The 23,728-nt window shown below is 33.5% G+C and carries 15 protein-coding genes and 2 tRNA genes; 7 read left to right on the plus strand and 10 right to left on the minus strand.

Going from position 1 to position 23,728, the window contains the following annotated elements:
* Nucleotides 1–119: 119 nt before the first annotated feature.
* From BLT80_RS19090 to mutS, 8 genes are all read right to left on the minus strand, one after another.
* Nucleotides 120–1,703, minus strand: coding sequence for a glycoside hydrolase family 16 protein (locus tag BLT80_RS19090; RefSeq protein WP_245710304.1), 1,584 nt, complete (start codon nt 1,701–1,703; stop codon nt 120–122).
* A gap of 21 nt (nt 1,704–1,724) precedes the next feature.
* Nucleotides 1,725–3,812: a PKD domain-containing protein gene (locus BLT80_RS19095; protein ID WP_092471018.1), complete on the minus strand. Its 2,088-nt coding sequence runs from the start codon at nt 3,810–3,812 to the stop codon at nt 1,725–1,727.
* Nucleotides 3,813–3,824: 12 nt separating this feature from the next.
* Complete coding sequence (locus BLT80_RS19100) at nt 3,825–5,324, minus strand: RagB/SusD family nutrient uptake outer membrane protein (protein ID WP_092471020.1); 1,500 nt, start codon at nt 5,322–5,324, stop codon at nt 3,825–3,827.
* 18 nt (nt 5,325–5,342) lie between these two features.
* Complete coding sequence (locus BLT80_RS19105; protein ID WP_092471021.1) at nt 5,343–8,492, minus strand: SusC/RagA family TonB-linked outer membrane protein; 3,150 nt, start codon at nt 8,490–8,492, stop codon at nt 5,343–5,345.
* Nucleotides 8,493–8,739: 247 nt separating this feature from the next.
* Nucleotides 8,740–11,544, minus strand: coding sequence for a helix-turn-helix and ligand-binding sensor domain-containing protein (locus tag BLT80_RS19110; protein ID WP_092471022.1), 2,805 nt, complete (start codon nt 11,542–11,544; stop codon nt 8,740–8,742).
* Between the two features lie 514 nt (nt 11,545–12,058).
* Nucleotides 12,059–12,142 (minus strand) — tRNA-Leu (locus BLT80_RS19115).
* 47 nt (nt 12,143–12,189) lie between these two features.
* Nucleotides 12,190–12,261 (minus strand) — tRNA-Gly (locus BLT80_RS19120).
* Between the two features lie 94 nt (nt 12,262–12,355).
* Nucleotides 12,356–14,968, minus strand: a complete 2,613-nt coding sequence (mutS, locus tag BLT80_RS19125) for a DNA mismatch repair protein MutS (protein WP_092471024.1) — start codon at nt 14,966–14,968, stop codon at nt 12,356–12,358.
* A gap of 180 nt (nt 14,969–15,148) precedes the next feature.
* On the opposite strand from mutS, the gene BLT80_RS19130 reads away from it, so the two are divergent.
* The gene (locus BLT80_RS19130; protein ID WP_092471026.1) at nt 15,149–15,685 is read left to right on the plus strand and encodes an RNA methyltransferase; all 537 of its coding nucleotides are present in this window, start codon (nt 15,149–15,151) and stop codon (nt 15,683–15,685) included.
* 232 nt (nt 15,686–15,917) lie between these two features.
* Nucleotides 15,918–16,625, plus strand: coding sequence for a class I SAM-dependent methyltransferase (locus BLT80_RS19140; RefSeq protein ID WP_092471030.1), 708 nt, complete (start codon nt 15,918–15,920; stop codon nt 16,623–16,625).
* Nucleotides 16,626–16,733: 108 nt separating this feature from the next.
* Here BLT80_RS19140 and folK read toward each other — a convergent pair whose 3' ends face one another.
* A complete protein-coding gene (folK, locus tag BLT80_RS19145; RefSeq protein ID WP_092471032.1) occupies nt 16,734–17,861 on the minus strand; it encodes a 2-amino-4-hydroxy-6-hydroxymethyldihydropteridine diphosphokinase in 1,128 nt (375 codons plus the stop codon).
* 71 nt (nt 17,862–17,932) lie between these two features.
* Between folK and BLT80_RS19150 the strand changes: the two genes are divergently transcribed.
* The 5 genes from BLT80_RS19150 (at nt 17,933) to BLT80_RS19170 (ending at nt 23,342) form a co-directional block, all read left to right on the plus strand.
* Nucleotides 17,933–18,637 carry a queuosine precursor transporter gene (locus tag BLT80_RS19150; RefSeq protein ID WP_092471034.1) on the plus strand — a complete coding sequence of 235 codons (705 nt, stop codon included), beginning with the start codon at nt 17,933–17,935 and terminating at the stop codon, nt 18,635–18,637.
* Between the two features lie 109 nt (nt 18,638–18,746).
* Nucleotides 18,747–21,413 (plus strand): AsmA-like C-terminal region-containing protein, encoded by a 2,667-nt coding sequence (locus BLT80_RS19155; RefSeq protein ID WP_092471036.1) that lies wholly within the window; start codon nt 18,747–18,749, stop codon nt 21,411–21,413.
* A gap of 115 nt (nt 21,414–21,528) precedes the next feature.
* The gene (locus BLT80_RS19160) at nt 21,529–22,392 is read left to right on the plus strand and encodes a sigma-70 family RNA polymerase sigma factor (RefSeq protein ID WP_020895558.1); all 864 of its coding nucleotides are present in this window, start codon (nt 21,529–21,531) and stop codon (nt 22,390–22,392) included.
* 102 nt (nt 22,393–22,494) lie between these two features.
* The gene (rpsU, locus tag BLT80_RS19165; RefSeq protein WP_092471038.1) at nt 22,495–22,689 is read left to right on the plus strand and encodes a 30S ribosomal protein S21; all 195 of its coding nucleotides are present in this window, start codon (nt 22,495–22,497) and stop codon (nt 22,687–22,689) included.
* 137 nt (nt 22,690–22,826) lie between these two features.
* Nucleotides 22,827–23,342 (plus strand): gamma carbonic anhydrase family protein, encoded by a 516-nt coding sequence (locus BLT80_RS19170; RefSeq protein WP_092471040.1) that lies wholly within the window; start codon nt 22,827–22,829, stop codon nt 23,340–23,342.
* A gap of 105 nt (nt 23,343–23,447) precedes the next feature.
* On the opposite strand, the gene BLT80_RS19175 is transcribed toward BLT80_RS19170, so the two are convergent.
* Nucleotides 23,448–23,708: a GTPase gene (locus BLT80_RS19175; protein WP_217630769.1), complete on the minus strand. Its 261-nt coding sequence runs from the start codon at nt 23,706–23,708 to the stop codon at nt 23,448–23,450.
* Between the last annotated feature and the right edge of the window lie 20 nt (nt 23,709–23,728).

Raw genomic sequence — 23,728 nt, forward strand, 5'->3', positions numbered from 1 at the left:
TTTTAAGATATACTATAACTAGCGTTTACTATAAATGAATGCTTAATAAAACTTTTAAAAGGTCGAGCTATTAGCTCGACCTTAAAAAACAACTAATTCAAACAAATATTTATTCTTTATTATTGATATACTCTTATATAATCAACTTCCATTGAATCTTCTGTAAATGCAGAATCAATATCTCCTCCTAAAGTCCCACCCATTGCGACATTCATTATAAAAAAGAAGTCTGCGTTAAAAGGGAAATCAGGATTATTAGTTAAGGTTACTACAGGCACATCGTCAACAGTAATTTTTATAGAAGCTGCACTCCATTCTATACCGTAAATATGGAATTCAGTTGCTGTATCGGCAACATCTAAAGATTCACCATAGCTAGCGCCTGCATTGGTTCCATTATCAAACCAATGGAAAGTCCCTATTGTTCTACTTTTATCCCAGCCAACTTGCTCCATAATATCCATTTCACCACTTTCTGGCCAACCTACAGTCTCATTATTTGCACCTAACATCCAAAGTGCTGGCCAAGTCCCTTCAGCAGAAGGTAGCTTAGCTCTAATCTCTACTTTTCCATACGTAAATTCCTGAAGTCCTTCAGATTTAATTCGTGCTGATGTATAGCCACCATTTCCAGTTGCTTTTGCAGTGATTTTTAAGAAACCATCTTCTACAATTACGTTTTCAGCATTATCCGTATAATTTTGAAGTTCCCAATTTCCCCAACCATCATCACCAGTACCTAAATCGTAAGTCCAATTTGCTGGATCAGGTGCTCCGTTTGTATCAAATTCATCAGCCCAAACCAATGTATAATCAGTACCGGCTTCTTCTTCTGAAGTTAATATTACAAACCATGCGTTAGTATCAGTTCCTATAATTTTCAACATCATTTCTGTAGCTGATCTTTCTAAAATTTGATAGCTATGATTACCACCAACATAAAACCCTAAATACCCTTTATCTGCAAAAGACAATGTTTCTTGTCCACCTGGCGCTGTTAACGTCCATGTATCATCGAAATTAGGTAATGGGTAACTTTCATACTCGCCACCTGGATTTGCTGTCCATGGTGTTCCAAAATCTTGATCCATAGGACCACTTTGTCCAAAGGCAGTATCATTAGTAATATAGTTAACGGTTCCATCTGAGTTAAATACTAATCTATCATCATAGACTCCCAAGCCAACTTTGTCAAAAGGTGGAGCAGCCCACCAATCTGGTGTTACAGCATCCGCTGGGCCAACTCCTAAGTGACCAGTAGTTTCAGCTTTAACTCTCCATGTTTTAGATCCATCTCCATATAACATCTCTGTTAAATCTGCAGGTGGAGAATAATCTGCAAATACTTCTACATCAATAGTTGTAGACGTTGAATTACCAGCAGTACCAATGGCTATAACTGTTACAGTATACGTATGGACACCCTGTGTCGTAAAACTAAGAGATGTTGTTCCTAAAGGTGCAAGTTCTTGACTTCCACCATTAGAATATTTATAAGTAATTGCGTTATCTGCCGTTGCCGTAAAATTAACTACACCAGTACCATCTCCATAAGGGTTGGTAGCATCCAGACCGACTATTTCTGCAGAAACTTGTAAGTTAGTAGGAGCGGTTATATCACCAAATTCGTAGTTTTCTTCTTCACAACTTACCATCAACGTAAGTGATAGGAAAAAAAGCATTACATATTTTAAATTTTTCATGTTCTTCATGTTTTTCTTTTATTAAATTTTCACAAGTTTATATTGCCAAAATACACTATCACCTACGTCAACCATTACGCTAATTGTATTACTATCAACAATAGTGATATCATAAACTATAGAAGCTGGTGCATCGAGTGGATCCGTTAGCTCTGTATTATTTACTGCTTTTGCCAAGCCAATATATGCGCCAACACCATTTAAAGTAAGCGTACCTGCGCCCAAATCGAGATCATAGCTTGCAGTTCCTGAACCGTCGTGTGGTGCTACTGGAGTACCACATGCATCACCACCACCTTGCCAAGGTTCTACCCAAGTTTCAGATCCTAATACATTAGAAAAAGAACCATCTGCTCCAAAAACATATTGGTCATCGTAATAACAGGCTCTATCACCTACACAAGCAGCATCGCAATTCCACCAAGAATTATCTCCTGGTGCTGGCCCAACACCAAGTGAACCTGCATCTGTTGATAATTGCCATGTACCTGTAAGTGGAGAAGCCGCGGCTGCTCCTTCTTTTACGAAATAATATTGCCAGAAGATACCTGCCCCTACTTCGATATAAACAAACATTTCAGTATCAAAATTAGATAATGTTACATTGTATGTAATTGATGTTGGTGTATCATTAATATCTGCAATTTCACTACCATTAATCGCTTTTGGAACTGCTAAAAAGGCACCAAGACCATTTAAAGTCACTGTTCCGGCTCCTTCATCATATACATACGTTGCAGGATTAGAACCATCGTGTGGTGCCACAGGAGTACCACATGCGCTTCCACCACCTTGCCATGCTTCAACCCATGTTTCAGCACCTAAAACGTTGCTAAAAGAGCCATCTGCATTAAAGATATATTCGTCATCGTAAAAACAAGCTCTATCAGTTACGCAACTTGCATCGCAGTTCCACCAAGAGTTGTCACCAATTGCCGGTCCTACACCTAAGGATCCTGAGGCGGAAGATAGTTTCCATGTTCCAACAATTCCTGTTGGTGCACCAGATGGCGCTTTCCAGAAGTATAAATTATCTACAAAGATGGTTCCTTCTGCAGGGTCACCATCAAATTTAAACTGAATAACACTGCTTAAATCTACTAATGGATTTTGATCTGTAAAATAGGATAAAGGAATATCAAAAGATGTCCATTGTTGTGCTGTTAAATCTAAATCGTAAGCTGCTTCGTTTGGACCAGAACTTATAGGCGATATTTTTGCATCGTTCTCATCTGCCGTCCATACATCAACATGTAAAAATTCCATTTGCGAAACATCAATTGGTGTTCCTGAAAAATCAATTCCTTGATAATTTAAATTTGTATATTGAAGCATCTCGTCACCGCTTAAATCAAATAGATTATAAGTCGTTGCTTGTCCCCAATTTGGAAAGAAATCAACTCCTGTAATATCTGTATAAGCTGCACTGAAAACTGAAACCACATCTCCTTCTGATCTTGAAGGTTGCGTTGGTGCTGATGCTAATGGTTGTATTATTTCAGTAACTTCGAAATCTGCAATTACAACTTCTGCAGTTTCTATAGCTGCACCCATAGCCACAACTGTAATTGTGTACAATCCTGCACTCGCATAAATATGCGAAACAGATTCTCCAATATTTCCTACAACTAACTCACTACCATCTCCGTAATCTACTGAAAAGCTGATAGCGTTATCTGCAGAAGCAGTAACGTTTACTTGTCTAGATATTGCTGCATCATTTTCTGCAGTTGCTACCATATTTACAGGTGGATTAAATGACACTATTAAATCTTGAGTCATTTCAGTTTCTAAGCCTGTTGGCCCTACTGCCACAACGCTTACACTAAACGTTCCTTCGGTATAAACATGACTTGTGTTTTCACCTTGTGATAAGTTAGCAGGCTCTGTTGTACCATCACCAAAAAAGATATTAAATCCTACAGCTCCTTCTGCTGTTGGTGTAATGGTAACTAAACCTGTATTATCTTGTGTAACTTCAAATAAAGCTAAAACATTAGTCGGAGCGACCGCTGAATCTACAAAATCTGTATTGCTATCATCTTTAACACAACTATTAATTAGAAGTACTATAAGACATAAACTAAATATATATTTTACTGTTTTCATATAATTATTTTTTTAATATCCATCGTTTTGAGACAAACCAGAAATATCTCTTTCTCTCTGAGGAATTGGAAAAAGTCCTTTTGTTGCCGAATTATAACCTCTACTGCTTAAAACACTAGTCGCTTGTCCTGTTCTAACTAAATCGAAAAAACGATCGCCTTCCATACCTAGCTCTAAACGTCTTTCATCCCATATGGCCTGCACAGTAGCTGTCACTCTATGATCTTGGTCACCAAAAGCTCTATCACGTACTCTATCTAAATAGGTTTGTGCCAATGCTTGGTTAACTGATGAGGCTCTTAAATTGGCTTCTGCCGCCATTAACAATACTTCTGAATAACGGATAGTACGTTGATTGTTTTCGTAATTCAATTCAACTTGTCCACTTGTTTGTCCTTTTCTTGGCAAATACTTTTTATTATATAAACCTGTATTTTTAAAAGGCGCAGCTTGATATGTTACGTTTAAGGCAGGATTATTATTAGCATAAGCTTCTACATCGAAAGTTGTAGCGTCTTTTCTTTGATCTCCATCTTCGTATGCTGCCGCTAAATCTTGAGTTGGTAAATTGGTACTCCAACCTGAATTAAAAGGCATATCTGCCGTACCATTAAATCCTCTAACTCCACATTGCTGTACAGCATAGTTTCCTTGACCTCTTGTTTGACCTCCCCAATTATAGTAAGGTTGACCATTAGAATATTGAACTTCGTAAACCGACTCTGGACCGTTTTCACCTTCCAATAAAAAGATATCATCAAAATTTTCTACCAAACTAAAAGGTCCATCCACTACACTTTGTAGAACCGGAACTGCTTCATCAAATTTTTCTTGATATAAATACACTTTTCCTAATAATGCCTGAGCAGCATATTTTGTAATTCTACCTTGCTGAGATTGTGCTGTTGGTAAATCACTAATAGCCTGAAGTAAGTCTGTTTCGATTTGAGCATAAACTTCTTCTTTAGGAGATCTTTGTAAGGTTCCAAAATCTGAAAGTCCTAATTTATGATCTGTAAACAATACCACATCACCGAACATTTTCACTAAATTAAAGTAATAAAAAGCTCTTAAAAAGTGTATCTCACCATAAAGTTCGTCTTTACCTGCAAAATTTATTGTACTACCCAAAAGGTTAACGTCTCTATAATCGATTAAGTAGTTTGTTCTATTAACGCCTTCGTAAGCCGATAGCCATAAATCTTGAAGCACACTATTATTAGTCAATATGTTGTAATCATCTATTTGTTGAAAAGAAACAACATCGGAAGCATTCTCACCACCTGCCACAGAATTATCTGAAGCAACATCGCCAAGAACGATGACTTGGTTTAACCATTGTGTAGGTGTATAACAACTTACTGCCATGGTTCGATAATCTGATTCCGTTTGTAAGTAATCAATTTCTGTGACCTGATACTCGTCATGCGGATCAAAATCTACCACATCTGAACAACCCATAAAGATTGAAAGTATGATGACTAACCCAATACTATTTTTTATATTTTTCATACTAATTTATTTTGGATGTTAAAATTTAAGGTCTAAACCAACTAAGAATGTTCTTGCTTGTGGATAAGCCCCTCTATCTATACCTGTATCTAAAATTCCTCCAGCAATTTCTGGATCGTAACCTGTATATTCTGTAAGCGTTAATAAGTTTTTAGCTTGAGCATATACACGGACTTTACTAAAGAATGTACTCATACTCTCTGGTAATGTGTAACCTAAAATCAAACTTTTAATTTTTATAAAACTTCCATCTTCCACATATCTATCTGATGGTCTAATATTACTATTTGTATCCGCAAATGTATAACGTGGACTGTTTGCATCATTCGTTGTTCCCTCACCAGTCCATCTATTTAAAATACTTCTATCTTTATTAGTAAACTGTGCATTACGCTCATAAGCTCTGTATATATCATTACCTACAGATGCATATGTAAACATACTTAGATCAAAATTTTTGTATTCAAGACCTAAATTCCAACCGATAGTAAATGTTGGGAATGGATCTCCAATATCCGTTTTATCGTCATCATTAATAACACCATCATTATTAGTATCTACAAAACGAATATCTCCTGGCAGCGCTCCAACTTGAGTAGCATGTGCATCAATTTCATCTTGATTTTGAAATAAACCATTAGTTTCAAAGCCATAGAAATAACCTGGTGTGAAACCTTTTTCAAAACGTGTTGCATTTTGTGACTGACCGTTAAAATAACTACCACCTGCCACAAATGCAGTACCATCGCTATTTGTAGCCGTAACTTCGTTTTTAGACGTTGTAAAAGTGAACGACGTATTAAAATTAAGATCTTGAGTAATATTTTTTCTATAACCCAACGTTAAGTCAATACCTTTACTTTCAGTACTACCAATATTAGATGTTACAGGTTCTGATGTACCAGCGTAAAGTGGTGGTGCATCTGTAAATAATAATCCCTCAACAGATTTATTAAAGTAATCAAACGTTAGAGTCAAACTACTATCAAAAATAGAAGTATCAAAACCAATGTTATATTGTGTCTGTTTTTCCCAACTTAAAGTTGTATTACTAAATGAATTTACAGTGGCTCCTGAAACAAACTCATTTCCAAATGTATATCCATTACTATTAGCTGTAGAATTATAACTTGGACCACCAACAGTGATACTTACGTATTGAGGACTTACATTTTCATTACCAACCGTACCATAACTTCCTCTAATTTTTAAGAAATTTATAGCTTCAACATCGAAAAAATCTTCATTACTCACTACCCAACCTAGAGAACCTGCAAAAAAGTTTGCAAACTTATTATCGTCACCAAAAGCTATTGAGCCATCACGTCTTGCAGAGAACGATGCTAAATATGTCCCTTCATAATCGTAATTAACTCTACTAAAGTAAGACACATTTCTACGTTCTAAGTTTTGATAGCTATAACCAGTATATGCATTTAGGTTTAGTTCCGTATTTATACCTGTAGCACTACTAATATCTGCCCAAGCCCAAGAATTATCTCTAACATCTTGTCTGGAAGCACCAAAGCCATAACCAGTAGATTTACTTGTAGAGATACCTAAAACAACATCGAAATTATGTTTCTCGTTTAAGTTAAACCCGTAGCTCGCAAATGTTTCAAAAGTGTAATTAAAATTAGATACTGTACTTTCTGAAACACTATTATGAAATGAAGGAATGATACTTGTTGTACCGTCACCATTATCTACTTCTTGTGTTTTAACTGTGCCATCAGCATTATAATCACTAGAAACATTATTTGGTCCGTAATAAGCTAATGGAGAAAAGCTTTTACTTACTTGATCCCATTTGGTGTAACCAAAACGAGACGTTACTTTAAGATTATCTAAAACATCATATTGTAACTCAAATTTACCATATAACTTATTTCCGTTGTTTTCATTATAAGTATTCTCTAATCTCTGAACAGGATTAAATATTTCAGACAATAATAAATTACTATATCCATAAGTCGCAAAATCATTTGAATCTGTATTATAAGGAGATACTGTTGGATCAAAATTTATAGCATTACCAAGAATTGAGTTAAATGAATTCTCTGCGATAGATTTACCTTTAATATTAGCATAACTAGTATTAAGGATAAATTTCAATTTAGAAGTTAATTGAAAATCTATATTCGCCGTAAAATTTAATCTATTAAAATTAGATTTATCATCACCACCTACAATACCACCTTGGCTTAAATAACCTGTAGATAAAAAGTAACCTAATTTCTCTGTTCCACCTCTAGCAGAAAGTGTGTATGATGTTACCTTAGCATCTTTAAAGATTTCATCTTGCCAATCTGTCCCAGTTCCTAAAGTCGAAAGGTTCGGAAATATTAAATCGCCACCAGATGTTACGCTACCTTCATTAATCATTGCAGCATATTCCGAAGCGTTTAATAAACCTATTTTTCTATCAACCGACTGAAAACCTGTGTAAGTATTAAATGAGAACTCTGCTTTTTCATTATTTCTACCTCCTTTAGTCGTTACTACAATAACACCGTTACCACCCTTTACACCGTAAATAGCCGTAGAAGCAGCATCTTTTAAAATACTTAAAGATTGTATATCTGCTGAATTGATTGAATTTAAATCATCCAAACTCTGAGGCACACCATCTATAATAACAACAGGATCTGTTCCTGTAAACGACGGAATACCACGAACTAATACAGTAGGCTTACTTCCTGGAGAACCACTTTGAATAACCGAGACACCAGAGGCGTTACCTTGAAGCGCTTCTTCTACTCTTAACGGTTTTAAGTTTTCAATAGATTCCGATTTCACGGTAGAAATAGCACCAGAAACATTAGTAACCTTTTGCGTTCCATAACCAATAACTACAACTTCACTTAAAGATTCTGCATCTTCCGCTAACAAAATATTTAAGGGTTCACTGTTTACAATAGTAATCTCTTGACTTACAAAACCTATATAGGATATAACCACTACTGAATTTAATGGCACTCCCTTTAGAGTAAAATTACCATCAAAATCTGTTGCTGTCCCTGTTGCTGTATTTTTAAGGATTACATTAACACCTGGCAAAGGTTGCCCTGAAGAAGCTTCAGTAACCGTTCCAGTAACATCTACATTTTGCCCAAACACTGCCATTGTAAAGATGAAGGAAATGAGCGTCAAAAGTTTTATTTTCATAATTTATTTATTAGATATGTAATATTAGAAAATAAAAATTACGATTCCTTAAAAACAGGCTATACAAAAAACATACAATGCAAAAAGAAATATCAAATTTTGCCAAAAAAGCATAGAACACCCCTTTATATTATGTAATTCTCGAAATTAACTTTAACTTAACATATCACTCAAGACTCGTTAAGAAAGTCATAAAAATTCGCTTTGTATAGGTAATGTATGGGAGGAAAAATGAGATGTATAGGTGCTATAACTCAATTATATAGTTGGATAGACTCTGCTCATGTTCTAATCCCATTTTTTTACGCAAACGATAGCGCCTTACTTCAACACTTTTATGAGATATATTAAGAAGTGGAGCAATTTCCTTGGAAGATAGGTTTAACCTTAAGTAAGCACACAACCTTAAGTCATTTGGAGTTATAGATGGATGAATTGATTTTATTTTCTTCATAAAATCTTTATCGACATTATTGAACGCTTCTTCAAACAACTCCCAATCATTAGTATCATTTATACTTGAATTTATAAGCTTAACTACTTTACCAACTTCACTTAGTGTTTTACTCTTTGATAATTCACCCTTTATATTGTTTAACAATTCATTTCGCTTAACCAAATTCATGGTTGCCATACCAAGCTCTCTATTTTTGTTTTCAATATTCTGTTGTAAGTTTTTGTTTTTAACCTGTATTAATTGACGCTGGTTTTCTAATTGCTCTAACCTTAATTCCCTTTCTTTATTATCAATAAGCTTTTGTTGTTGTTTTTTGTAGTGCTTTTTGTTAAAATAGTACAGTACATATATAAAGAATAGAGCAAAAACAAAATAAGAGACTATAGCCAATGGTTTGAGATACCATGGCTTCTCTATCGAAAAGCTATAAGACAACACATTATTAGAAAGAATACCATCGGTCATTGCTCTAGCCTCAAATTTATAATCACCATGTGGTAGGTTTTTAAAAAAAACTTCCGGACTCATTGACCAACTACTCCAATTATCATAAATACCAATCAACTTATATTGGTATTTTGAAGCTGATAGCTTACTAAAATTAGTTACACTATACTTAAACCTAATATTATTACTCTTATTTTTAAACACATTGGATTGAACCAAATTCGAAGGCATTAATTTATCAGGATGTCTACCATAGTCAATGCTATTTAAATTAATATCTAAAGCTTTATGCTCTATTTTATTTAAATCAATAATAAGATACCCTTCAGTTGTACCGATTAAATAGTTGTTATTAGATAAGTCGTTTATGTTTTCAAACGCAGATTTGCTTTTACGAACCTCACTTGAAATCGCTATAGTATTAACCTTTGGCACACTAGAGAGTTTACCAGGTTCTATATAAATAATAGCCTCATCAGAAAACCCCCAAAGTTTATTACCATTACCATCACTAATAAGTCTACCAGAAACGTATTTATCATTACTAAGCAGTTCACTTAAAACTGTATCTTTTTTAAATGTATGATTAACATCATCATAACCAAAAACTCCCTCTTTATAACTATATAGAATTTTATTATTATAAGTCGTTATACTCGATTTTTTCCCTCTGCTAATTGGTAATTTCTTATAATCTATAATCTTACGAAAATCAGCATCAATCTTTATTTTATACACCCCTTTATGTTCATGATTCACCAACAATTCATGAGCATCAATAAATTCAAAATATCTAGAAGAAATATTGAAACCCTCAATTTTATTCCTAAATCTCCATGCACTCCCAACACGTTCTAAAACATTTAAACCTTTGTAATTACCTTGAATCAAAAGATTAGGATTGCCATCAATTTCTTTAACGACCCAAGTTCCTATTTCGCTCGACACTTCTTCCGCATTCGTGCCTTTAATTACATACGTACCTTTATCATGTCCACAAAATACATCCCCTTGCACCACCGCCAAACTCCATACCTGTCCTTTTGTACCTTGAATAAACTTAAATTTATCGTTAGTTTCTAGTAGTTTATAGAACAAACCTTGGTTAGTTCCTAAATACAAATAGTTTTCTGTTTTTGCTGAAGCATATACGGTTCCTAAAATCCCTTGTTTATCGGTATAAACTTTATAAGGTGAATTAAGGTTAATAACGTTTATGCCATTATCTAAACCTAACCAAATATTACCAAAACTATCATCCATTATAGACAGCACCGTATTATTACTTAATCCATAAGACTGATTGACTTTGAGTAACGATTTGCCGTGTTTATCTACATGTAACATTCCATTAGCAATTGTTCCTAAAACAAAACTATCATCATTTAACTTAGCACTACTGTATATACTCAAACCCAACAATAGAGTATTTAAATCTTCATTCCAAAGCTTTACTTCGTTATCGATTAAGCTATAAAAACCATCTTCCTTGGTCAATAACAATAATCCTAAATCTGATTTAAAAATATTGACCAATTCTTTATTTTTAATAATTTCTGCCGAAGTAACCAATGTTTGCCCCCCATTTTCAATCTTAAAAATGCCTAAATCCGTTTTTTGAAAATAAATAGTTTCATTAACGTTAAACATTTTATTAATTCTAGCATCAGAGCTTATAATATCAAAACTATCTTCTACTATATTATATATGTAAATTCTTTCGAATGACTGAAATAACACATACCCCTCAATTGCAATAATTCCCCAAAAATCTTCATCTTCTTTTATTGAGAGCTTATGATCATTAACTAAAGAGGCATATATCAATCTGCCTTGTTCATTTTTAGTCCAAAAACCAAAATCCATGTAACCTCCTGTATAAATCTTTTCTTGTACAACTCTTACTGATCTTAAAATTACGGCATTAGGCGAATTATAAAGTGTCCACGACGCTCCATTGTATTCTAATAAACCCTTATTATTAGCAACATATATATAGTCGTCCTCAGATTGGTCTATTGCCCAATTTTGATCTTCAGCACCATAATCTTGTGGTGTAAATATTTGAATAGGAGGAATCTCCTGAGCATAAGATGGTAAAGTAAAAACAACTAATAAAACGTAAAAAACACTTTTAATTAAATTCATTTATGTTACAATCTACAGAAGATGAATCTGTTTTTAGACTAAAAACAAAGTTCATGCGTGTTAAGGCTCTAATATAACCAAATAAACGGATGAAGCAATATATGTAGTGGTAATTATCAAGCTTGTATAGTCGTCTTACACCACCCTACAAGTCTGTATTACTTAGGTTTCACAAGCAATTTAATACTTATATTAGACCTCTGCTCGAATCAAAAAAAAAGTTAAGCACTAGGCTCATTAGACCACTCTTGAGACACATCTTTTAGATATCCGATATGAATGTATTTCATATTTAGCGTAGAGATTGATTAAATACCATATTGAATAGTTACAACAAATAGTCTACCTATATAAAAGCTTACAAAGGAAACGGATTTGATTCGTAAATTTTTAGCTAGAACATACTAAGAAAAAAAAGAGACTGCATTTTTGTTTTTATAATATAAGAGTCAGCGAGCTTTCCGTATATTTTTAAAACAAAAAAGTCGAAACTTTCGTTTCGACTTTTCATCTGTACTGAAGACGGGACTTGAACCCGTACGTCCTAATGGACATTGGATTTTAAGTCCAACGTGTCTACCAATTCCACCACTTCAGCATCTTGATTACAGACTGTAATCAAATTGGTATATTTTTAAAGAATAGAGCGAAAGACGGGATTTGAACCCGCGACCTCCACCTTGGCAAGGTGATGCTCTACCCCTGAGCTACTTTCGCAGTTTTTAAAGAACTATTCGCTCTGAAAGCGGATGCAAATTTAAAATTTAAATCTTAAAAGCAAAGCCTTTTTTGAAAATAAATTTATTTTTTTTTAAGCCTGCTTTTTCTTGATCAACATTCGCTTAATTTCATTGAGTTTCATCAAGGCTTCAACCGGCGTAAGCGTATCAATATCAGTGTGTAAAATTTCATCTTTAATTTCTAGCAATAAAGGATCATCCAAATTAAAGAAACTTAATTGTAAATCATCTTTTATATTTTTTACCTTATCTGTTAGCTCTTCACTCGAATGTGACTTCTCTAATTTGGATAAAATCTTGTTTGCACGTCTAATTACTTGCTGTGGCATTCCTGCCATTTTTGCCACATGAATTCCAAAACTATGTTCACTTCCTCCTTCAACAAGCTTTCTAACAAAAAGCACATTATCTTTTAATTCCTTTACAGCAACATTGAAATTCTTAATACGACCAAACGTCTCTGTCATTTCATTTAACTCGTGGTAATGTGTCGCAAAAAGTGTTTTAGGCTTAGAAGGATGCTCGTGTAAGTATTCGCTAATGGCCCAAGCAATAGAAATACCATCATAAGTACTCGTTCCTCTTCCTATTTCATCTAAAAGTACCAAACTACGGTCAGAAATATTATTAAGAATAGAAGCCGTCTCATTCATTTCTACCATAAAGGTAGATTCTCCCATCGAAATATTATCACTCGCTCCTACTCTCGTAAAAATCTTATCTACTAAACCTATTCGTGCTTCTCCGGCTGGCACAAAACTTCCAATTTGAGCTAACAACACGATTAATGCTGTTTGCCTTAAAATAGCCGACTTACCAGACATGTTTGGTCCCGTAATCATAATGATTTGCTGAGACTCTCTATCTAGAAACAAATCATTAGCAATATAAGGATCACCGATTGGTAATTGTTTTTCTATTACAGGATGGCGACCATCTTTTATTTCTAAATCGTAGCTATCGTCAATTTGTGGATACGTGTATTTATTCGCTTTCGCTAAACTTGCAAAACCACACAAACAATCTAATTGCCCTATTAACTGCGCGTTCTGTTGTACCGAAATTATAAACTGATGCATCCATTGGACTAATTCAGCAAATAATTGTTGCTCTATTGTAGAAATCCGATCTTCTGCGCCTAAAATCTTTGCTTCATATTCTTTAAGCTCTTCTGTAATATAGCGTTCCGCATTCACTAAAGTTTGCTTACGAATCCATTCTTCCGGAACTTTATCTTTATGAGAATTTCGCACTTCAATATAATAGCCAAAAACGTTATTTGACGCTATCTTTAATGAGGTAATACCTGTACGCTCACTTTCGCGCTTTAGCATATTATCTAAATAGGTTTTTCCAGATTGTGATAAACCTCTTAATTCATCTAATTCTTCTGAAAATCCATCGGCAATAGATTTACCTTTTAATATATTTACAGGGGCTTCTTCGTTTAAGGTTTCCTTTATTTTTTCACGCAATAAATCACAGCGATGTAAATTATCTCCTAAAACTTTTAAAGCATCATTCTCACAAGTTTCAGCAATTGATTTTATAGGCACAATAGCTTCTAATGAATTTTTAAGTTGAATCACTTCGCGCGGACTCACTTTTGTCGTAGCTATTTTTGAAATGAGCCGCTCAATGTCTCCTATATGTTTTATTTGACCTTGAATCTTTTGAAGGACAGATTCATTTTCTAACAAATACTTCACCACTTCATGACGCTGTTTTATTTTTTCAGCATGCTTTAGAGGCAAGGCTAACCAACGTTTTAACATGCGACCTCCCATTGCTGAAATGGTCTTATCAATCACGTTTATTAACGTCACTGCATTGGCATTGGTAGAATTATACAATTCTAAATTACGAATGGTGAATTTATCCATCCACACATAATCATCCGTTGCAATTCTCGAAATCGTAGCAATATGCTCCAACTTATTATGACGTGTTTCTCCTAAATAGTGAAGCACGACTCCCGAAGCGATAATCCCTTCATACAAATCTTCAATTCCAAACCCTTTTAAGGTCTTCGTATTGAAATGCTTGGTTAATGTTTCATGTGCATAATCGGCTTGAAACACCCAATCTTCCAAATAAAAGGTATGAAAATCATTTCCGAAGGTTTCCGAAAATACTTTTCGACTTTGTTTTGAAATTAAGACTTCACTTGGATTAAAATTCTGAAGTAGCTTGTCAATATATTCTGCATTGCCTTGAGACGTTAAAAACTCGCCTGTTGAAATATCTAAAAATGCCACACCAATGCGTTGCTTTTCAAAATATACCGCTGCTAAAAAGTTATTAGATTTTGAATGTAGAATATCATCATTAAAAGCAACTCCTGGCGTTACCAACTCTGTAACTCCACGTTTTACAATGGTCTTGGTCTGCTTCGGATCTTCTAACTGATCACAAATGGCAACACGCTCACCTGCCTTTACTAATTTTGGTAAATACGTATTTAAAGAATGATGCGGAAAACCTGCTAATTCAATTTCACTTTCGCTACCAGCACCACGTTTGGTTAAAATGATATCTAAAATTTTAGACGCTTTTATAGCATCGCTACCAAAGGTTTCGTAAAAATCACCAACTCGAAATAATAATAGTGCATCAGGATATTTAAGCTTGATGGCATTATACTGCTTCATTAACGGTGTTACTTTTTTTGCGGATTTTGCCAATGGGAATCTAGTTTTAAGTTCTATTTTTGCCTTGAATATGTTCAGAATTGCAAGTTTGCTAAATTACTTATATTTTGAGGTTTATTGAAACCGAAGAACTAGAAGTTATTTACAGATGTTGATAATTATATTCTAGACCCGTCAGGTTTTAAAACCTGACAGGTCTCTTAAGAAACCAAGATGAGAAAACTAAAAAACGAAGAATTAGACAGATTAGAAGTTTCAGAATTTAAAGAAGCGAAAAAGACGCCTATCATTATTATCCTAGATAATATTAGAAGTCTCAACAATATTGGATCTGTGTTTAGAACGAGTGATGCGTTTTTAATTGAAAAAATTTATCTCTGCGGCATTACTGCTCAACCACCTCATAACGACATTAGAAAAACCGCTTTAGGAAGTACAGAAACTGTAGATTGGGAATATGTAGAAAACACAATCGATATTATTAAAAAATTAAAATCTGAAAACGTAAACATCTGTTCTATCGAGCAAGCTGAAAACGCAACCATGCTCAATGATTTTATACCTGAACCAAATACTAAATATGCCTTTGTATTTGGTAACGAAGTTAAAGGTGTTGACCAAAACGTAGTTGACGCAAGTGATGTTGTGATTGAAATTCCGCAATATGGTACTAAGCACTCTTTAAATATTTCTGTGAGTTGTGGTGTTGTGGTTTGGGATTTGTTTTCTAAATTAAACGAACCCTATTGAAGAAAAATATTGAAGAAATAATGTCTGGTTGGGGAAAACAAATCACTTGTTTTTCAGCAATATTTGTAGCAAACCCTTATTCGTTTTGGTATGGCGTGCCATTTTACATTCTTGGTCTTTTACTACTTTGGAATTCAAAATTAACCAAGAATTTAAAGATAAAATGGTCACTTTATCCAGTATTCATTGTGGGCATAGTTTATAGCTTAATTAGTCTATTTTTATTGATTATATGATTAAAACATCAAAAACACCTTGGCCCACAAAAGACGCTATGCAACAAGTCTATGACATGCATCTTTGGGGTGGAAACGATTTTGATTTTTACTCAGGTGACGGTTCTCATAATTTAAAAATCGTTGAACCTTATATTGATAGTATCACTACGTTTTTAAAATCGCAGAACAATCCACTAACGGTTTGTGATTTAGGTTGTGGTGATTTCAATATCGGAAAACAACTCACCAAACACACTAAAAACTATATCGCTGTAGATATTGTCGACAATCTCATTGAACGAAATAAAGCCTTATTTAAAGAAGATCATTTAGAGTTTCAGTGTCTAGATATTGTGAAAGACGAACTTCCCAAAGCAGATGTTGTTATTTTGAGACAAGTTTTACAACATTTATCTAATGCTGAAATCCAAAACGTGGTTGAAAAATTATCCAATTATAAATATGTAATTCTCACCGAACATTTACCTCTTGGAGAGTTTGTACCTAATAAAGACATTATTTCTGGACAAGGTATTAGAATCAAAAAAAATAGTGGTGTTGATGTATTGGAAGCTCCTTTCAATTTAAAAATTGTTGAAGAACGAAAATTATCCGAAATCTTTTTAGATGACACTAAAGGAAAAATTGTTACGCTACTTTTTAAAATTATTCCACGAAGCTCTACAAAGAAGACGCAGGGATTCACAGAGGATTTATCGTAACTATTTCAATTTATTTCGAAACGAATATTTAATGCTATCAAATAAAACTTCAATCTACTGAAAACTGAGACTGAGATTAAAGCTCTGAGACTGAACACTGTTTACTGCTTACTCATTAATCTCACCTAACAACCATAGATAATCGGCACGAGACTTCACAAAATCTTTATTCGAAATATCAATAACCTTAACATTCATCTCTTGCTGACTTTTTAAAAATTCAAGATAACCAGCATTAATTTTTTCGAGATAATCGTCTTTGATGTCTTTTTCGTAATTACGTCCTCTTTTCTTTATGTTGGCCTGTAAACGCTCTGTATTTTGATAGAGATAAATATACAAGTCTGGTTTCGCAATATCCTTATAAACTTGATAGAACAGTTTTCGGTACAATCTAAACTCGTCTTCAGGTAAGGTGATTTTCGAGAAAATTAGAGATTTATAAACGTCGTAATCACTCACCATAAAATCTTTAAACAAATCGAGTTGCGATAAATCGTCACTAATTTGCTGATAACGATCTGCTAAAAATGACATTTCTAATGTAAAGGCATAACGCTCTGGCTCTTTGTAGAATTTTGGTAAAAACGGATTATCGGCAAAACGCTCTAAAATCAACTTAGCATTAAAATCGTTAGAAATCTTATTTGCTAAACTTGTTTTTCCTGCTCCAATGTTTCCTTCAATAGCGATGTAATTGTAATCGTTAAAAGTGTATGCTTTTCTTGGGTTTTTTAGCCAAATATTGACGTGTTCTATTTCAGAATCATCATGACATTCAGACAACAACCTTTCAATAGATTTATCGAGCTTTGGATGCTTAATATCTTTTGCAATATCCATAAGTGGCTGTAAAACAAACTTACGGTTTTGTATTTGTGGATGCGGAATGACTAAGGTTTTTTCTTCAAGAATTTCATCTTCAAAAAATAAAATATCGAGATCTATCTCTCTAGACTCATAACCTTTGGTTGCTTTAGATTTTCGACCTAACTCTACTTCAATAGTCTGAAGTTCTTTAAGAACTCTCTTAGGCTTCAGCTCTGTTTCAACCGTTATGCACGCATTAAAAAAATCGTCACCTTCAAAACCAAAAGCTGGTGTTTTATAAACTTTAGAAATCTTTTTAACAGCACCAACACGTTCAAAAATAGCATCAACAGCAGATTGCAAATACTGCAATTTATTGCCTTTGTTACTCCCTAATGCTATATGAATGGTTTTGGTTAATTTCATCGAAGCAACAAATTAACTAAAACAAATTTTATTACTTTAGCTTTACCGAAACTATTTATTAACCATTTTTAATGTCATTAAAAGACAAGCTTTTAGCCCAGCGTATTTACTTCTTACTTGGTGGACTTTTTATCACGTCACTAGTCGTTTCAAATTTAATATTTCAAAAGTTCTTTTATTGGCATCCTTTTGAAGCTGAAATTTTTGGATCAAAACTATTTGAGATTTCTGTTGGCATCTTACCTTATCCCATTACATTTCTAATTACAGATTTAATAAGTGAGATTTATGGCAAAAAACGTGCTAACGACATTGTGGTTGTTGGTATTTTCGCTTCACTATTTTCATTATTAATTATCTATACAGCGTCAAGTGTACCTGCTACAGAATGGTCGTATGTTGATGACACCATGTTTAACAAAGTCTTTGGAAACACGTCGCTTGCTGTTTTTGCGAGTATGATTACATACTTATTTGCTCAGTTTGTAGATATTCAAATCTATCATTTTTGGAAACGATTAACTAAAGGGAAACACCTATGGTTACGTAATAATTTCTCGACATGGTTTTCTCAATTTATAGACACCTTTACCATTGTATCTTTGCTGTGTACATTCGGAATTATAGATTGGGATAACTTCGCAGGACTACTCATAAGCGGCTTTATTTTCAAAGTTTTAGTCGCGTTGTTAGACACACCATTCTTATATCTTGGAGTGTATTTATTTAGAAAGCGTTTCAAGCTAAAACTGAATGAGGAAATAAATTTATTATAACGACTAAACAAAACATTAAAATCTTCTTAAACTTACCGACATTAGCAACTTTTATACGGAATTTTGCGTATATAACGAAGAAGCTATTTAAAACCCAGAAATACTAATTATGAAGAAAGTCCTCAAAATTGTTGGAATCATTTTACTCTTTTTTATTGCGATACTAATTGCGATACCATTTTTTTTAGAATCTAAAATAGATACTATTGTTCAGAACTATGCAGATGAAAACCTAAACGCCGAATTAACTTTTGACGATATAAGCCTGAGTCTTATTAGTAGTTTTCCAAAGGCAGAAGTAAATGTTAACAATTTAAAGATTACTAACCGTGCTCCTTTTGCAGGCGAAACCTTAGCTACAGCAAAGTCATTGTCTTTTGAAATGGGTATTATGCAATTATTAAAAGGTACAGAAGAACCTCTTGAGATCAATGAAATAATAGCTAACGAGCTACTTTTGGTTATAAAAACCAATAAAACAGGTGCTGTAAATTATGATATTGTAAAAGAAAGCGAAACGGAATCTGCACCTGCAGAAAAAGAAACCTCAAGTGGTTTTAGTTTTGATATCGACAACTACGAGCTTAATAATAGCGCGTTCACCTATATTGATGACACGTCTAACATGGCTTTTTATCTTACTGAAATTAATCATAAAGGAACAGGTATCTTTTCTGGCGGTAAATCTGAATTAGACACAAACACGGAAGCTAATGTCACCTTTGCTATGGATAGCACAGAATACTTAAGCAATAACAGTATTAAATTAGACGCGCTTATAGATCTAGATTTAGACCAACAAAAATATACGTTTAAAGAAAATAAAGGATACATCAATGCTCTACCATTAGAATTTGATGGTTTTATTCAGTTGATTGAAGCCGGACAACAAATAGATATTACTTTTAAAAACCCTGAAGCTTCATTTAAAGACTTCTTGGCAATAATCCCAAAGGCTTATGCTAAGGATATTGAAAATGTAAGCACTACTGGTAACTTTACGGTTAATGGTATTATAAAAGGATTGGTTTCGGATGAAACAATTCCGACCTTAGATATTAACCTAAATTCTAGTAATGCATCATTCAAATTCCCTGACCTGCCAAAAAGCGTCCGAAATATTGCGATTGATGCTTCTATAAAAAACACGACTGGCAATGTAGATGATACGTTTGTAAATATTAACAAACTGAATTTTCAAATAGATGAAGATATTTTTAAATCTGAAGCGTCTATAAAAAACCTCACTAAAAACATGTTGATTGCGGCCAAATTAGATGGTGTTCTAAATTTAGCGAACATCACTAAAGCTTATCCTATTGAATTAGAAAATGAACTAAGTGGAATTTTAAAGGCAAACGTTAGCACTTCTTTTGATATGGATGCTATTGAAACCAACGCCTACCAACGTATTAAAAATGTTGGAAGTGTATCTTTATCTAATTTTGTATTTTCTTCTGATGACATTTTAAATCCTATTCAAATTAATAAAGCAGACTTAACCTTTAAACCAGGTACAGTAAGTTTAAATAGTTTTGATGCCCAAACAGGTAAAAGTGATTTCACGGCTACAGGAACCATTAATAATTTATTAGGTTTTATGTTAAGCGATAAAAACTTAGAAGGAAATTTCAATTTGAATTCTAATACGTTTGCCCTTTCAGATTTTATGTCTGAAGACACAACAACAGAAACTTCAACTAAAACAAGTGAAAATACAGCTGCAGCTGAATCCCTTAAGATTCCTGAATTTTTAGATTGCACCATTACGGCTAACGCTAAAACGGTGATTTATGATAATCTGAATTTAAAAAATGTAAAAGGGCAGTTGGTGATAAAAGACCAAACAGCTAGTCTTAAAAACATGACCACAGATATTTTTAATGGTCAATTAGGAATATCTGGTAATGTATCTACGAAATCTGCAAAACCAAGTTTCGATATGAAATTAGGAATGCAAAACTTTGACATATCACAATCCTTTAAAGATTTAGACATGTTGAAAGCTTTAGCACCAATTGCCAAAGTGTTACAAGGAAAATTAAATTCTACCATTGATATTAGCGGATTTTTAGACGAAAGCTTTTCTCCAGACCTAGCAACGATGTCTGGAAGTGCTTTGGCTGAGATATTAACAGATAAAGTAGATACAAGTAATAGTCCTTTGCTTACTAGCTTAGATAGCAAAATAGATTTTATTGATTTTAGTAAATTAGATTTAAAAGACATTAAAACGAATCTAACTTTTGAGAATGGTAGTGTTTCCGTAAAACCATTTACAATTAATTATAAAGACATTCCTATTGAAGTTTCAGGTTCTCATAGTTTTTCAAATACGATGAACTACAGTGCGGTTTTACAAGTACCCGCAAAATACTTAGGTAGCGAAGTCAACCGTTTAATCGGTAAGATTAATGATAATGAAGTCAATAAGCTAACAGTTCCTGTAACCGCAAACATTGGTGGTACATTTACGAGTCCTAATATTAAAACAGATTTAACCTCTGGAGTTACTAATTTAACTAAACAATTGGTTGAAATTGAAAAACAGAAATTAATTGGTCAAGGAAAAGATAAAGTTAATGATTTACTAAGTGGACTTTTAGGAGGAAACACAAACGCTACTAAAACAGATTCTACCACAACAAAAGAAGAAACAACCAAACAAACAACGGAAGACAAAGTTAAAGAAGGCGTCGGTAATATACTAGGAGGACTATTAGGTGGAAAGAAAAAAACTGAAACTAAAAAAGAGACGGATTCGACTAAAAATTAATGTACGAACTGAAAAAGTAAGCATTTTTTGCCAATTTGTGTTAATAATTACACATTTATTTGCTTTTCTTAATAATTAGATTACATTGAAGGTTCACTAAATTTCAAAAGGATACATGAGGCAATTAAAAATCACCAAGCAGGTTACTAACAGAGAAGATAAATCGTTAGATAAGTATTTACAGGATATAAGTAAGATTCCGTTGATTACTGCAGATGAAGAAGTCGAGCTAGCACAGCTTATTCGAAAAGGTGATCAGGCTGCATTAGATAAATTGACAACGTCTAACCTTAGGTTCGTTGTTTCAGTTGCAAAGCAATACCAAAATCAAGGTTTAAAGTTACCCGATTTAATAAATGAAGGTAATGCTGGTTTGGTAAAAGCAGCTAAGCGTTTTGATGAAACTAGAGGTTTTAAGTTTATTTCTTATGCTGTATGGTGGATTAGACAAGCTATTTTACAAGCATTAGCAGAACAATCTCGTATTGTTAGGCTACCATTAAATAAAATTGGTACCATAAATAAGATTAATAAAGCTTTTTCTCATTTAGAGCAAATTAATCAAAGACCACCAAATGCAGATGAAATTGCACGCGAGCTAGACATTAGTGTTCGTGAGGTAAAACAATCTATGAAAAATTCTGGTCGTCATTTATCAATGGATGCACCATTAAAGGATGGAGAAACATTCAGTTTATACGATGTTGTAAGTTCTGGTGAATCACCAAGACCTGACATGGCTTTAATGAAAGAGTCTTTAAACACAGAAGTTGAACGTGCTCTAGAAACACTAACTCAAAAGGAAAGTGATGTGATTCGTTTAAACTTCGGAATTGGAGATCAACCACCAATGACCCTAGAAGAAATAGGTAGTATTTACGATTTAACTCGTGAGCGTGTAAGACAAATTAGAGAAAAAGGAATTAGAAGATTAAGACATGCTAGTAAGAGTAAAATCTTAAAAACATACTTAGGTTAAAAATAAATTTCTAAAACATTGAATTAATTTTTTATTTTCAAATAGTTAGCATATATTTGCCGACCATTTGCAAGAAATAGTTAACAAAAATATATCGATATAATGATTAAAATCGAAATCAAAGAAGGAGAAAATATAGAACGTGCACTTAAGCGTTACAAGCGTAAACACAGAAATGTGCAAATTATGCAAAACTTAAGAGAGAAGCGTTATTTCGCAAAACCTTCTGTTAAAAGAAGAAGAGAAATTCAGAAAGCTGAATACATTCAAGGTTTAAGAGACGCTGAAGATATATAGATAATTTTCTTATATAACAAAATACTAAAGAGTAGCACTTGTGCTGCTCTTTTTTTATTCCATAAATTCTGATTACTACGGATTTTCATTTTATCTTTAGGATCGAAAATGGTCTAAAACTCACTAAAATATAATTTATGCCAATAATTAAATCGGTTAGAGGAAAGCAGCCTCAAATTCCTGAGGATTGCTACATCGCAGAAAATGCAACTATCGTAGGAGATGTCACTATAGGAAAACAATGTAGTGTATGGTTTAATGCCGTAATTAGAGGAGATGTACATTATATAAAAATGGGAAACAAGGTCAATATCCAAGACGGAGCTGTCATACATGCTACCTATCTAAAATCACCCACAACCATTGGTAATAATGTCTCTATTGGACATAATGCAATTGTACATGGTTGCACCATAAAAGATAATGTACTCGTTGGTATGGGAAGTATTATTATGGACGATTGTATAATAGAAAGTAATAGTATTATTGCCGCTGGATCCGTCGTAACCAAAAATACTATAGTAGAATCTGGCAGTATCTATGCTGGAGTACCAGCCAAAAAAGTTAAAGAGATTAGTAAAGAGTTAATCTCCGGAGAAATTGATAGGATTGCAAACAATTACGTTGAATATTCCAGCTGGTTTAAAGAATAACGACTAGATAAGATCACTTTTAAGTTGAAACTTCAATCGCTCAATTAGGTCTTCGATATTTGAAATTTCATTTAAAACATCAGCGTTTAAAACTGTTGAAAGTTGCTATACTTCGAGCTTTAAAATAGCTGGATAAATCATGTTTATATTAGGGAATTTCGCTTCAAACTCATCTTTGTGATAAAATTCCATGTCGACATTACTTTCAATTCTAAAATTCTTCCAAAGATTATTTTTAGAAAATGTTTCATAGGTTAAGGCACATAACGCACACTTATAGGTTGCAGGACTAAAAAGTTTATGTCCGGCATCAAATAAAGCGTTTAATTTTCCTGAATTGGCATTATAAATAAAGAGTAGTTTCATGCGTACATTAGTACGATTTA

The organism is Winogradskyella thalassocola (genome assembly GCF_900099995.1).
Taxonomy (GTDB): domain Bacteria; phylum Bacteroidota; class Bacteroidia; order Flavobacteriales; family Flavobacteriaceae; genus Winogradskyella; species Winogradskyella thalassocola.